The sequence below is a fragment of the Streptomyces sp. NPDC052396 genome (genome assembly GCF_044593195.1).
In the GTDB taxonomy this organism is placed as follows: domain Bacteria; phylum Actinomycetota; class Actinomycetes; order Streptomycetales; family Streptomycetaceae; genus Streptomyces.
This window is the reverse complement of record NZ_JBIUAW010000033.1, coordinates 1-12,798: the sequence shown is the minus strand read 5'-3', so window position 1 is coordinate 12,798 and position 12,798 is coordinate 1. Positions and strand designations below refer to the sequence as shown.

Annotated in this window: 11 protein-coding genes; 4 read left to right on the top strand and 7 right to left on the bottom strand. The window is 71.3% G+C overall.

Features of this window, described 5'->3' with window-relative positions; genetic code table 11:
• Positions 1 to 168 precede the first annotated feature (168 nt).
• Genes ACIHFE_RS34440 through ACIHFE_RS34430 form a run of 3 tightly spaced genes read left to right on the top strand, consistent with a single transcriptional unit; the run spans position 169 to position 4,347 of the window.
• Positions 169 to 1,263 (top strand): tyrosine-type recombinase/integrase, encoded by a 1,095-nt coding sequence (locus ACIHFE_RS34440; protein WP_400113018.1) that lies wholly within the window; start codon positions 169 to 171, stop codon positions 1,261 to 1,263.
• Positions 1,256 to 3,778 (top strand): tyrosine-type recombinase/integrase, encoded by a 2,523-nt coding sequence (locus tag ACIHFE_RS34435; RefSeq protein WP_400113016.1) that lies wholly within the window; start codon positions 1,256 to 1,258, stop codon positions 3,776 to 3,778. Before ACIHFE_RS34440 ends, ACIHFE_RS34435 begins: the two co-directional genes overlap by 8 nt.
• A complete protein-coding gene (locus ACIHFE_RS34430; RefSeq protein ID WP_400113013.1) occupies positions 3,775 to 4,347 on the top strand; it encodes a DUF6262 family protein in 573 nt (190 codons plus the stop codon). Before ACIHFE_RS34435 ends, ACIHFE_RS34430 begins: the two co-directional genes overlap by 4 nt.
• 42 nt (positions 4,348 to 4,389) lie before the next feature.
• Here the strand turns inward: ACIHFE_RS34430 and ACIHFE_RS34425 are convergent, their stop codons facing one another.
• The 7 genes from ACIHFE_RS34425 to ACIHFE_RS34395 form a co-directional block, all read right to left on the bottom strand.
• Positions 4,390 to 4,959 carry a hypothetical protein gene (locus ACIHFE_RS34425; protein ID WP_400113012.1) on the bottom strand — a complete coding sequence of 190 codons (570 nt, stop codon included), beginning with the start codon at positions 4,957 to 4,959 and terminating at the stop codon, positions 4,390 to 4,392.
• Positions 4,956 to 5,936, bottom strand: a complete 981-nt coding sequence (locus tag ACIHFE_RS34420; protein ID WP_400113010.1) for a hypothetical protein — start codon at positions 5,934 to 5,936, stop codon at positions 4,956 to 4,958. The genes ACIHFE_RS34425 and ACIHFE_RS34420 overlap by 4 nt, the downstream gene beginning before the upstream one ends.
• Positions 5,936 to 6,769, bottom strand: a complete 834-nt coding sequence (locus ACIHFE_RS34415; protein ID WP_400113008.1) for a hypothetical protein — start codon at positions 6,767 to 6,769, stop codon at positions 5,936 to 5,938. The genes ACIHFE_RS34420 and ACIHFE_RS34415 overlap by 1 nt, the downstream gene beginning before the upstream one ends.
• A gap of 151 nt (positions 6,770 to 6,920) precedes the next feature.
• Positions 6,921 to 7,355, bottom strand: a complete 435-nt coding sequence (locus ACIHFE_RS34410) for a hypothetical protein (RefSeq protein WP_400113007.1) — start codon at positions 7,353 to 7,355, stop codon at positions 6,921 to 6,923.
• A gap of 111 nt (positions 7,356 to 7,466) precedes the next feature.
• On the bottom strand, positions 7,467 to 9,500 hold the full coding sequence (locus tag ACIHFE_RS34405) for a hypothetical protein (protein WP_400113006.1): 2,034 nt from the start codon (positions 9,498 to 9,500) through the stop codon (positions 7,467 to 7,469).
• Complete coding sequence (locus ACIHFE_RS34400) at positions 9,497 to 10,657, bottom strand: phosphotransferase (protein WP_400113004.1); 1,161 nt, start codon at positions 10,655 to 10,657, stop codon at positions 9,497 to 9,499. Before ACIHFE_RS34400 ends, ACIHFE_RS34405 begins: the two co-directional genes overlap by 4 nt.
• Complete coding sequence (locus ACIHFE_RS34395) at positions 10,654 to 10,857, bottom strand: hypothetical protein (protein ID WP_400113001.1); 204 nt, start codon at positions 10,855 to 10,857, stop codon at positions 10,654 to 10,656. The genes ACIHFE_RS34400 and ACIHFE_RS34395 overlap by 4 nt, the downstream gene beginning before the upstream one ends.
• A gap of 706 nt (positions 10,858 to 11,563) precedes the next feature.
• Between ACIHFE_RS34395 and ACIHFE_RS34390 the strand changes: the two genes are divergently transcribed.
• Positions 11,564 to 12,595: a hypothetical protein gene (locus ACIHFE_RS34390; protein WP_400113000.1), complete on the top strand. Its 1,032-nt coding sequence runs from the start codon at positions 11,564 to 11,566 to the stop codon at positions 12,593 to 12,595.
• Positions 12,596 to 12,798 lie beyond the last annotated feature (203 nt).

Sequence of the window (12,798 nt, the reverse complement as noted above, 5' to 3'; positions counted from 1 at the left end):
GTTATCTAGGGTGAGTGATTCCCTTCAGGTATGTGAGGCAAGTAGGGTGGATCTCTACTTGCCTGCACGATATCTGGGGGGTGTTAAGGCACGTTGGTCACAGCAGATGTGTTACCTCGTCACTACCGGGCTGAGCGTGCTGTGTCCGCGGACGGGAGCGTTCGGTGGGTGGTCGTCGACGAGTCCTTCGAGCTGCACGCTCAGGCGTGTTCGTTCCTTGCGGGGCGGGAGTTCAACACCGGCAGGACGTACGCCCCTCGGGTCGCTCTGTACCTGTCGTGGTGCAAGGAGTTCGGCGTTGAGTGGACGGAGCCGTCGCTGGCCCAGCTGATGGCGTTTCAGCGGTGGTTGGTGGAGGAGCCGCTTGCGCCGCGTAGTCGCCGGCCTGGGGCCGAGCGGCGCTACCGGGAGAAGGGCACGGCGAACCAGATCACGGGCACGATGACCGACTTCCTGCGGTGGTGCTCGCTGGCCGGACTCGGTGTCCCGGCCACGGTGGTGACGATGCTGGTGGAGCCCCGGTTCCTCCGCTTTGCCCCGGCGGGCTTCGATCCGGGCGAGGACGGCCAGAACCTCCACATCGAGGGCCGGCGCCTGAAGTTCAGGGTGGCGGTGCCCGGCTACGAGTGGCTGACCGACGAGGAAGTCCACCAGCTCCTCGCCGTGACGACGCACGCCAGGGACCGCTTCCTGGTGGGTCTGCTCGCGGTGACGGGCATGCGGATCGGCGAGGCGCTGGGGCTGCGGCGCGAGGACATGCACTTCCTGCCCGACTCGCGGCTGCTGGGCTGCCAGGTCAAGGGGCCGCACGTCCACGTCAGACGCCGGGTCAACAGCAACAATGCCTTCGCCAAGTCGGTACAGCCGCGCTGGATTCCGGTGGATGAGGACACGGTCGGCCTGTACACCGACTACCGCTACGAGCGGGAGACGGTCGCGCAGGCGGAGGCCGGCGACATGGTGTTCGTCAACCTCTTCCGCGCCCCACTGGGTCGGCCGATGCGCTACGACAACACCTACGAGCTGTTCAAGCGGCTGGCGACGCGCGCGGGGTTTCGGGCCAGGCCGCACATGCTGCGACACTCGGCGATCACCCGGTGGCGGCGCAAGGGGGTGCCGCGGGATGTGCGCCAGAACCTGGCCGGGCACCAGTCGCCGGCGTCCCAGGACCGCTACTCGCACGCCAGTGACCAGGAGAAACGCGACGCCATCGAGCTGGTAGCAGCCCGGCGCCGACAGGGGAGGGTGGAACACGGTGGGTAACGTCGTGCCGCTGCACCGGCGGCCGGCCGGTGACGGGCGGTCGGGCGGGTGGGCGCCGTTGGAGGCCGAACGGTGGTCGGCGTGGCTGCGCGAGCAGGTGGTGGACGGCTGGCGCGAGGGTGAGTGGGATCCGCAGACGCTGGTGTTCACCGGCGATGTTGAGCATCCGCGCACGGTGGTGTACCGGTGCGGCACGAAGGCGTGCGACGCGCTGGCGCGGGCCAAGAGCCTGTGCACGACCTGCGCGAAGGCCCAGCGGGCCAGCGGGCTGTCGATGAAGGAGTTCAAGGCGGTCTTCGTGCCGGTGCGGAACCGGACGATGACCGGCGTGCAGGCCCGGTGCCGTGTCGAAGGGTGCCCGCGCGATTCGCACACGTGGGGCTTGTGCAGCTCGCACGCCTCGCTGCGGCAGAAGCACCTGGACCGCGACCCGCACTCGGCGCTGGACGCCTGGGCGGCCAGGCAGAAGCCGTACCCGCCGGTGGCCAGCTGCCGGGTGCGCGGGTGCCACTTCGACGGCCGCGGCACGCACATCCTGTGTCTCCAGCACCACCGTCACTTCACCCGCCACCCGGCCTCCCGGGTGGCCGGTGCGGCGGTGCCGGCCGACTGGCTGGACCGGCAGGCCCCTTACCTGTCCGTCCACCAGTTCTCCCTCGCCCCGTTGCACCCGCTCGCCCGCCTGGAGGTGCTGTACGCGCTCCAGCAGCGCGACGCGCGCGGGCAGAAGATCGACCCGCATGCCACCCGGCAGATGATCGCCCGCCTGGCCGAGGCCACCGACAGCGTGGCCGTGCTGCCCGCCGACGATCTGCCCGGGCGCTCGGGAAGCAACATCGACGCGCTGCTGCGCGAGACCCACCGCGTGATCGCCGCGGCCCTCGCCCGTTTTCGCGGCGCCGACCCATCCGAGCAGCCGACGCTGGACCTCACCGAGCTCGGGGTACGCGGCAAGCGCGGCGGCCGGACCAGCCGTCCGGGCGATCTGGACCTGACCGAGGTGACCCAGCCGTGGCTGCGAAGAGTGCTGATCGCCTGGATCGACGAGACGAAGCCGAATACCGGCGAGGTCCGACGCGCTCACCGCGCCTGCGTCACCGCCGCGCGGGCGCTCGCGCTGCAGCCCGGCGGCGGCACCGACGAGGCGGTCCTGGCGTTCGCCGACATCAACGCCGTGGTCGACACGTTTCGGCACCTGCCGAGGCTGGACGGCGCCCCCATGAAGAACAAGGCCCGCAACGGCCTGATGGGCTTCTTCTTCAAGGTCCTGGACTACGGCCGGGCGGCCGGACACCTGGGAGGGATGTCGGCCTACTTCGCCCGGCACCCCAGCCACGCGATCGCCCCGGACGAGGTGAGCGAGGAGGACGAGGCCGGACGGGCCCTGCCCGAGGACGTCATCTACCAGCTGGACGACCAGATCCAGCTGATCGGCCGGGGCATCACCCACGGCCGCATGACGCCCGAGGAGGTCCACGAGATGTGCCGGGCCGTCTACGAGCTGCTGCGGGACACCGGCCGCCGCCCCTACGAGATAGGCGAGTTGCGGCTCAACTGCCTCAAGCGGGAGGGGAAGGAGCGGACCCTGATCTGGGATAACCGCAAGGCCGGCCGCAACCGGCGGCACCTGCCGGTCACCTCGGAGACGGTCGAGACCATCGAGCGGTGGCTGGCCGTGCGGGCGAAGCTGGACCTGCCCACCGGCAGCGAGGGGTACCTGTTCCCGCCGGCCGGCGAGAACGGCCAACTGCGGCACCTGCTGCCCGAGCAGGTCGCCCACATCATCCGCTCCTGGGCCGACCATGAGGATGTGGTCCTGCTGGCCGAGGAGTTCGGCCGGGACGGGACAAGGGTTGCGTTCGACAAGTCCCTGGTCTTCCCCTACGCGTTTCGGCACTCGTTCTGCCAGCGGCACGCGGACGCGGGCATCGACCCGGACGTGCTGCGCGATCTGATGGACCACCGTTCGCAGGCCACCACGGCTGCCTATTACAAGATCACCGCGAAGCGGAAGCGGGAGGCGGTGAACGTGATGCGCCTGCACACCACCGACCGCAAGGGCCGCCTGACCCCGCTGTCGCAGACAGCCTATCTGCGAGGGTCGGTGCAGGTGCCGTTCGGGAACTGCACCGAGCCGTCGAACGTGAAAGCGGGCGGGCACGCGTGCCCGATCCGGTTCCAGTGCGTGGGCTGCCCGTCCTATCACCCGGACCCGTCCTACCTGCCGGCGATGGAGGACCACATCCGCCAGCTGCGGGCCCAGCGCGAGAAGGCGGTCATGATGGACGTCGACGAGTTCGTCGTGCGCAACATGGACGACGAGATCGCGGCGTACAAGAAGCGGGTGGATCAGATGCGGGACCAAGTCGAGGCCATGGACCCGGACGAGCGCGAGCGGGTGGAGGAGGCGTCGGCGGTGCTGAGGAAGGTCCGCGCGGCCCAGGCCGGACGCGGGGCGGTCGCGCTGCCGATGCCGGTGGTCCGACGGCCGCGGATAGACGGGGCCGGGGCATGACCGCCACCGGACGCACGCCCGGCGACGTGCTGCGGGAGGCGAGGCGGCGCGACAGCCAGACCAAACGCGGCAAGGTACTGGCGGCCGTCGACGAGATGAAGGACAGCGGCACCGCGATCACCTTCCTCGGGGTGGCCCGCGCGGCCGGAGTCTCCAACTGGCTGGTCTACGCCGACGGGGTGCGCGAGCACATCGAGGCCGCGATGAAGGGGCAGGCCAAGTCCGCCCGGCGCCGGCGCGAGGCCGGTACGGGGGCCTCGGCGGCGAGCCTGGCCACCGACCTGGAACTGCTGAGGGCGGAGAACAAAGCCCTGCGCGAGGAGAGGGACGGCCTCAAGCGGGCCGTGCAGCGAGGCCTGGGCGCCGCCCTGGACCAGGAAGGCGCGAAAAGCGCCGCACAGCGGATCGGCGACCTGCAGGCCGAGCTGCAGAAGGTCAAGGACGAGCTGGCCGCCGCCCGCACGGAGAACACCGCTTTGAAGCGGCAGCTGGCGGATGCTCAGGAAGAGGTGATCGCCGTCCGGGAGGCCGGGCGGCAGATGTTCAAGGACCTCAACCGGTCCACCTGAAGCGGTGCGGGGTGCCCGGCCGGTCCCGGGCACCCCGCACCGTCAGGCGCTCGCCGCCGGCGGGCGCGTGCTCAACTGGACGACCTGGGCTTCCAGGTCGGCGATCCGCTCCGCCATGTGGGTCATGGTCCGCTGGTTCTTCATGACCTTGCTGCCGAGCCCTTCGACGCCGCTGACCATCCGCATCGCCCCGTCGGCGGTCTCGGCCATCTTCGAGAACGCCTCGGCGTCCACGCTGTTCGGGTTGGTCGCCTCGAACGCGCACGCGCGCTGCATCTCGGCCATGGAGGCCACGCTCTTGCGGCAGGCCAGCAGCGCGTCCCGGGCGCCGAACTCGTCACCCTGGCCGGCGCGGTGGAAGCGGGTGACCATCTTCCCGCGCCGGAGCGGGTCCTTGGACCGCATGAACTGCTCCAGCCGGTGGCCGTCGTGGGCGGCGGCCACGCGCGCCCTGCGGACCGCCGTCCGCAGCCGGCTGCTGTCCGGCAGGCCGACACCCGCGGCGATGTCCGCGTAGGAGATCTCATGGCCAGCCCGCGCGTACAGCCACATCAGGACGTCGACGGCGTCCTGCTCGGCGCGGGTCGGCGGCTTGTCCTCGGCCCGGCTCACCCCAGCTTCTCGCTCTCTTCGAGGAACGCGCGCAACGCGGCGTCGTCCAGGACCTGGTAGGGGCTGGCGGCCAGGTCCCGGATGAAGTCGACGGCGGCCTTCGTCGCCTCGCACAGCTCGGTGATGGTCTTGCCCCTCTCGCCGGTGAACTGGACGGGGTGCCGCTGCAGCAGCGACAGCACCCGCAGCGTCCCGAGCCTGACCTGGGCCAGCTCGTTGAAGACCTGCAGGGCGGCATCGGCCTCGCCCGGTTCGCCGGCGGCCCGCACCGCGGCCGCGGCAGCGGCGGGGTCCATCCCCTTCTCGTCGCCCTGGGGGGACCAGCTGTCGGCCCGCCCGTCGAGCTCCCGGGCGTGCTGTTCCGCGACATCCCGCGCGGCCTGGCGGTCCGCCTGGTCCTGGGTCTCCTCGTCGCGGCGCCGGAGCTCGGCGATGCCCTCCAGGGCGGCGGTGCGGGTCACCTCGTCGGCGATGACCGCGGCCTTGACGGCCTTCGGGTGCTGGGCCACGTAGACGGGTCCGGAGGGCCTGACCCCGGCCCGCTCGGCTTCCGTCTCCAGGGCCTCCCGGCGCTCGCCCTTGGGCATCCGCGACTCGTGGCTCTTGTAGAAGCCCTTCTCCCCGTAGAACGGCACCTCGGCCTCGTCGGGCAGCTCCACATACTCACCCGCGACGACCTTCTCCAGCGCGGCGACCTTGCCGGCCTCCGCCCCCCTAACCCACGCCTCGTGCAGAGCCAGCACCCGCTTGGCCGTTGTCTTCGACCGGCGCGCGAACTCGACGGCGCTGATCTGGCGACAAACTTTTCGGTCGAAAAGTTTGTCCTGCTGCTCGAAGCTGCGACCGTGCCCGTGACCCGGCTCGACACGGCGCGCGACCAGCAAGGCCAGGGCCCAGCCGCCGCCACGGTTGTGCCGCGCGAACTCGGCGATGTCGGCCTCCAGGCCGTCATCCGTGTCCTCTGCGATGTGCGGCATCACACGGCCACCGCGACCTTCGCCGAGCGGCGTCCGCCGCGGGCGGGCTTCGCCGCGCTGTCGAGCCGCATCGTGATCCAGGCGGTGGCCAGTTCCAGCTTCACCAGCGCCTCCCGGGCCGCGGGCAGCTGCTGTTCGACCAGTTGGACGGACGGGTGACGGTTGACGAAACCGCTGGCCTGGTCGCCGAGGGCCACCAGAGCCCGGGCCAGCGGCATCCACTGCCCGGCCGGCTCGGCGCCGTCCAGTTCCTCGCGGTCGCGCTCCCGCCGGCGCTGGGCATCGATCGTCCGGCGGACCGACGTGCGTAAGCTCGCGTCGTCGGCCAGCAGCGAGCACACGATCTTCTCCCGCTCGCCACCGCTCAGGCCGCCCAGATAGGCCATGAGCTTGGTGGAGTCCCCGGAGCCCGGGTCCACCAGCTCCTTGAGGGCGGGTGCCGTACCCAGGACCTGCTGGTAGTACGCGAGGGTGACGCGGTCGCGGCCGGCCTCGCGAGCCTCCTTCAGCAGGGCCCGGAGCTTGGTCCAGCCCTCGTCCGCCGGTAAGCCGCCGGGCCGCAGCCGGGCGCCCTCACGCAGCGTGCTGTAGCTGACGTGCACGTCACCGTCGGCGATTAACTGCCGGATTGCCGGGGTGGCCATGCGGGCGGTGTGGCGGTAGTCCCGCCCCGTGGCAGTCGCGAGCCCGATCTGGCCGCAGAACTCCTCGAAGACGCTGTCGTTGTTCAGCCCGGCGACCGCCAGCAGCTTGTCGCCCAGCGCCAGCCTGTTCTCGCGGCCTTCGTCCATGAGACGGCGGCCCTCGCGGACGTCCTCATCCGTATAGGTCATGTCATGGTCCCATCAGAGATCAACTCAGACGGGCACGCATCGTAATCACATGAACGCAACGGACGGGCACGCTCAAACACCCGGTCGATCCTTAAAACGACGCCCCATCAGCACTGACGAGCGGTGTCCAGCGTGGATCCCCCTCGCAGGTTCACCCTTTGGGGTGAACCTGCGAGGGGGATCCGGGAGATTGCCTCGGAGGGGCCGGGCAGCTGGGGAGGGTGGTGCGGCAGGTCTCGCAGCGGGCCTGCATCCACACATGCTGTCCGTCGCCCCGCAGACGGATGCGGCCGGGGGCCCCGCACTCGTCGCAGGTGTTCTCCGAGGCGGTCTCGGCAGCGTCGGTCAGGGCAGTGGCCCGGTCGGCGAACTCCCCGTCGAACTCGCCGCCTTGGAATCGGTCGGCGACGGTGATCCGCAGGCCGCCGAACTTCACGGCGAAGGACTCGATGCGGTAGCCGGGATCAAGGGCGAGCAGGTCGCGGTGGAGCTGGTCGAGCAGGGGCGCCCAGCCGGGTCCGACGGTGCCGGCCCAAACGGGGATCTGTCGGTCGCTGGGTGAGGGAAGGCCGCGGGTGTCGTCCATGGGCTTCATGATGGCGGCGGGGTATGACAACGGGCCGCTCTGCTGGTGCAGTTGGCCTGGAAGCTGCCAGCGAGCCGGGCGCCCCCGCAGGGGCGCCCGGCTTCAGCCTGGTCAGGCGGTGGTCTGCTGGAGGAAGTCGGTGTTGGCCTTCACGTCGTGCCCGAGCACCATCGCATGGCGGGGAAGCTTGCCGAGGAGTTCGAGCAGGGGCTCGGTGCCAGGCAAGTCTCCCGGGAGGAGGCCGAAGACGTCGGGGTAGCGGTCTTCGGTCCCGGCGGTGAAGAAGTCACCGGCCGCCACGGTGCGGTCCTCGCCGCAAAGGGCGGGCTCGGCCCCGGGGGTGATCTGGGGGAAGAGGATGCGTGCGGCCTGTCCCTCGGTGGCCAGGGCCAGGCCGAGCCAGGTGCCGAGCTGGTCGGGGAAGAACTGGGGCTTGAGTTCCTTGCCGGACCCCTTCCACAGGGGTGTGCGGCTGCCAGCGTGGAGGGCGTCGGTGACCTTCTGGTGCTGGGTGGGGTGGAGCTGTTCGCCGCGCTGGACGCGTTCGCGGACCTGGTCGTACCAGCCGAGGGCATCCAGAAGGCCGAGGCCGATGGCGGCGGCGGATGGCCAGGGCAGGACCCGCAGGCGGTCGTTCTCGCGGCGGATGAAGACGCGGTCGTTGGCCAGCAGCTGCCAGCCGGCACGGGCCAGCAGGAGCCCCACGGTGGTCTTCCCGGCGCCCTTGTCGCCCAGGGTCAGCACGGTCTGGCCGTCGCGGACGACTGCGGAGGCGTGCAGGATCGACCAGCCGTCGGCCACCAGCTGCCCGCGGACGACTTCCCGGGCGAGGCGGGCGGCGGCCAGGGCGACGGGGACGTCCTCACAGCCGTAGATGTGCAGGGGTCCGCCGGGCTCGGCGCGGTAGGCGAGCTTGTCGTCGGGCTGCGAGGCGAGCACGGTGCCGTCGTCGTCCCGGTCGAAGAGCATGCTCGTGTTCGCGTAGACGGTCTCCTCGTGCGCGTGGTCGGCCACGCGCTGGGCGATCTCGGTGACGCGGTCCGGGTTGACGTCGGCGATCACCTGCGGGCCGTCGGCCGGGGTGGTGGTGCTGGTGGCGTTCCACCAAGGGCCGAAGTAGCGGAGGGCCCATTCGGTGACCACCGGCGTGTTGCTGGTGACGGTCACGGCCTGACTGGCCGTGGCGATGCGGGTAGCGGTCCTGGTCACTGCGGTCTTCTCCTTCCATGAGGGACGTGCGGGAACGTGCAGGCGGGCCAGCGGCTCGTAGGCGTCGCGGAGCTTGACGTCCGCGGCCACCAGCTGGCGGGCCTCGACGGCATCGAGCCGGGGGAGGCACACGGTCGGCTTTCCGGCGGTGAAGCGCAACGGGATTCCCATCCACCGCCTTTCGTGGTTGACGGACAGCTCCACCACCCGGTCCTCCAGGCCCAGGCCCGCGCGGAGGGCGGCGATGACGGCGCCGGCGGGGCCGCAGCGGGTGCGGCCGAGACCGGCGTTGATGCGGGCCGGGCGGTCGGCCAGCTCGCGGCGAACCTGCCCGACCGGCACTTCGGCCGGGCGGCCCTTCACGCGGGTGGCCGACGCGCACACCACCGCCTGGTCGCCGTGCTCGCCGATCACGTGCCCCTCCACATCCGCCACAGACACGTCGAGGACGCGGGCGAGGGCGAGGTGGTAGCGGGCGGTGTCGGTGTTCGAGCCGACCCCGTAGACGCGCGGGCAGCCGGAGACCTCGGCGAACAGGCGGGTCATGACGTCAACGGGGTTGGTCACCATGACCACCAGCCCCTGGTAGTGGGCCAGCGCGCGGGCCAGGGCGGCGATGACGGGGGCGTTCGCGTTCAGCCCGGCCATCCGCACGTTGGTGCGGCTGGTGTTGAGGAACTCGGCCCTCGGGCAGACCACCACCGCTTCGCAGGACACCAGCTGGCCCGGGCCGGCGGCGTGAACCGCCCGGACGGGGGAGCCGGTGACCTGGCACATGTCTTCCAGGTCGGTCACCAGGGCCCGGGCCGACAGGCCCGTTCGGGAGACGACTCGGACGGACTCGCACCAGCCTCCGGCTGCCAGCAGCATGGCGACGCTCTGGCCGACGGCCCCGGCGCCGATCACTCCGATCGCCCCGGCCTTCGCCCCGGTCACCGGTTCGCCGCCTTCACCACGTCGGCCAGCGCGAGCCGCCACACGGCCCGCGGGTCCGTCCCGGCAACCAGGGCGGCACTCGTGGTCTCCAGCAGGCCGCACACCGTCTCCGCCCGGGTGGTGAGCTTTCCGGCGTGCTCGGGCAGCGGCAGGTCGGGCGGACAGGTCAGGTAGGTGCTGAAGATGTTGGTGGTGTCCATCAGCCACAGCACCACCAGGTGCCGCAGCCACTCGGCCCGCTCGTCCGGGGCCAGGTCGGCCGTAAGAGCGTCGGCGAACTCCTCGATCCCACTCGCCGTCGCGTCGGCCGCCACCAGGTCCGGGGAGGAGGCGATCAGGCCGAGCACGGTCCGGGAGACCAGCTTGGCCGCATCGGTCTGCGGCCGTCCCCGGCCCAGGCCCGGGTCGAGGAAGACCGGCCGCCCGTCGGCGCCGTCAGGGAAGACGATGTGGTCCGGCTTGAGGTCGCCGTAGACCACCGGCCGGTGCCCGGCCGCCGGAGCGGGCCGCAGCCGCCTCAGCCGCAGAACCACCGTGCTCAGCACGTCCCCGGCCTGTCCGGCTTTGCGCAGGTAGGTCGGGCCGCTGATGCCGTTGAACTTCCGGTCGAAGGTCGAGCCGATGCCCCGCTCGGTGATGGCCGCCTCGTCGACGGCACGGGCGACGGCGGGCCGCTGGAGCCCCGCAAGCTCGACCACCGCACGGGTCATCAGCTCGCCACTCTGGTGCGGGTCCTTGGCCAGCAGGTCAGCCAGCGTCGGCCCCGCCACCGGCTCGGTGAACAACACCCCGCCCAGGCGCCCGGCCACCCGGCAAGCCCGCGCACCGGCCTCCTGAAGGATGGCCAGGCCCCTGGCCTCCCGCTCCAGCAGGGCCCCCGGCGAGCCCTGGTAGGCAGCCTGGGCCGCCCTCACCTGGGCCCAGTCACCGGCCGTGCCCCTCAGCACGGAGACCAGCGACAGGCCCAGCAGCGACACCTTCGCGTACAGCGGGCGGCCGTCCACCGTCAGGCGGCGGACGTAGGCGGTGACACTCGGCGTGTGCTGGCCGAGCCGCACGGTGCCGCCCGGCCACAGCTCGGCGGCGGCCTGCTTGATCTTCTCGTCCGCGTAGGCGAAGACCTCGGCGGCGGCGATGGCGCTCGAACCGGCGGTCATCGCCACCCTCCCGCCGTCGGGGCCGCCGCGTCCGGCAGGGACAGGGCGGCCGGGACCTGCTGGTCGAGGTCGTGGTGGACGACGGCGGCCAGGCTGCCGGCCGCAGCGATGCTGCCCAGGGCCCAGATCCAGCCGAGCACGGGCCCCAGCCAGTCACCGCGGGCCGCCTTGCCGCCGGTCGTACGGCACGTGTACGTCACCGTCGTCTCCTTCTCGTCCCAGGGATTGGAGGCAGCGGGCCGCCGACGTGGCGAGGAGACAGTGATGGGACGCCGGCGGTCCGCTGCCGCTTCATCCGCCCACGCGTCTCGGGCGGTGAGCTTCAGTCAACGGCCGTACGTACAGGGCGAGTAGGGGTCAGGATGTAGGGCAGCTGTAGGCCCGTGTAGGCCAGGAGGCGACGGCATCGTGCCGACCAAAGAGGAACTCGCCCAGCTCATCCGACACGCGTGCGAGAAACGCGGCTGGGGCCCCACCAAGCTCGCCCGCGAAGTCAGCATCGCCGCCGGGAAGCCCCCGGACACGATCGAGCGCCAGTACGCCCAACGGTGGCTGACCGGCGGACGATCACCGAAGTACTGGCTGCCATACGTCGACAAGGTCCTCGACCTGGGCCTGGAGACCGCCAAGGAGACGGATTCCACCAGGTTGGAGGGCAAAGTCACCGATGCCGTGGCATCAGTCTCAGCCGACCACGTCCACTGCGACCGATCGCTGATCTCCCACGCGGGTAAGTACCTGCTGCCGAAGGACCTGACGTGCAACACCGCTCTGGGGACCGGTGGAACACTCCCGCGCCTTCGGCCGTGGGCAGCCGGTGAATGCCCGCTCCCACCCACCACCACAAGCTCTCTCGGCGACGGCGCTTCGGCACATCCCGCGACGGGAGAGGAGGGAGAAGACGACATGAAACGACGCACCATCATCCGGGCCGCACTCGGGGCGAGCGCCGCCCTGTCCCCGCCGGTACTCGAACTCCTCGCCGGCCAGCAGGCCAGGGCCGAATCCGCTCTCACCACCGCGGCCGGACGCGACGCCGTGATCGGCCAGTGGGAGGAGACCGCCTGGCGCTACGGATGCGGCTACGGCGGACGCGCCCCCATCACCCTCCTGCACGACGCCCTCCTCGACGTCGAAGACCTCAACCGGCTCCTCGGGCAGCAACTCGACACCGGCGAGCGTCAGCGGGTCCTGCGGATCTCCGCACAGCTGTCCGGCATCGTCGCCCTGGTCCTCGGCGACATGGGCCACCCCCGCGACGCCCACCGCTGGTATGCCAACGCCTCCGCCGCCGCCCAGGCCAGCGGCGACACCGCCGTGCACGCCTGGGTAACCGCACGGGAAGCGATGGTGCCCCTCAACTGGGGCCAGCCCGCCGCGGCCCTCCGCCTCGCCGACCGCGCCCGCACCCTGGCCGGCGACGGCACCTCAGCCGCCCACGCGCTCGCCGCCGCAGCCCAGGCCCGCGCTCACGCGGCCCTCGGGCACGCCGCCGAAGCCCGCAAGGCGATAGCCGACGCCGAACGCGCACACGACCGCCTGCGCGACACCGACGCCTCGGGCACCTGGTACGGCTACCCCCTCCAGCAACACCTCGTCCACGCCAGCCGCACCTACACCGGCATCGGCGACACCGGCCCCGCCGCCGACGTGCAAACCGAAGCTCTCCGGCTGATCAGCCGCACCTCGGTCATGTCCCCCGCACTGATCCACCTCGATGAGGCCCTGTGCACGGCCGCCGACGGCGACCACGACAGCGCATGCACCCAGGCAGTCCACATCATCACCACCCTCCCTCCCGCCTACCGCACCGGCCTGATCGCCCGCAGGGGCCAGGAACTCACCGGCGCCCTCCCTCGCGGAGCCCAGCACCTACCCGCTGCACGCGAACTGCGGGAAGCGCTGGCGGCCACGCCGCCCGCCCAACTGCCCGCCTGACGCTGCACCACAAACAGGTACGGCCTCCTCAGACGAAGTGAGGAGGCCGTACCCGTACCGTACCCAGCTCAGCCCACCAGCCAGGCGACATCGAAGCCCATCGACAACACAAGCGGCGATGAGACCCTGATCTCGCTTGCCTAACATGCCTTAACCCCGTACAGGCGGCTGACCTGCGAACTTCGCAGGTAGCACTAGATAAC

What these genes read in the sequence shown, in the direction of transcription:
- ACIHFE_RS34430 (WP_400113013.1), top strand. Translation starts at nt 3,775, where the DNA reads ATGACCGCCACCGGACGCACGCCCGGCGACGTGCTGCGGGAGGCGAGG.
- ACIHFE_RS34420 (WP_400113010.1), bottom strand. Translation starts at nt 5,936, where the DNA reads ATGCCGCACATCGCAGAGGACACGGATGACGGCCTGGAGGCCGACATC.
- ACIHFE_RS34415 (WP_400113008.1), bottom strand. Translation starts at nt 6,769, where the DNA reads ATGACCTATACGGATGAGGACGTCCGCGAGGGCCGCCGTCTCATGGAC.
- ACIHFE_RS34410 (WP_400113007.1), bottom strand. Translation starts at nt 7,355, where the DNA reads ATGGACGACACCCGCGGCCTTCCCTCACCCAGCGACCGACAGATCCCC.
- ACIHFE_RS34400 (WP_400113004.1), bottom strand. Translation starts at nt 10,657, where the DNA reads ATGACCGCCGGTTCGAGCGCCATCGCCGCCGCCGAGGTCTTCGCCTAC.
- ACIHFE_RS34390 (WP_400113000.1), top strand. Translation starts at nt 11,564, where the DNA reads ATGAAACGACGCACCATCATCCGGGCCGCACTCGGGGCGAGCGCCGCC.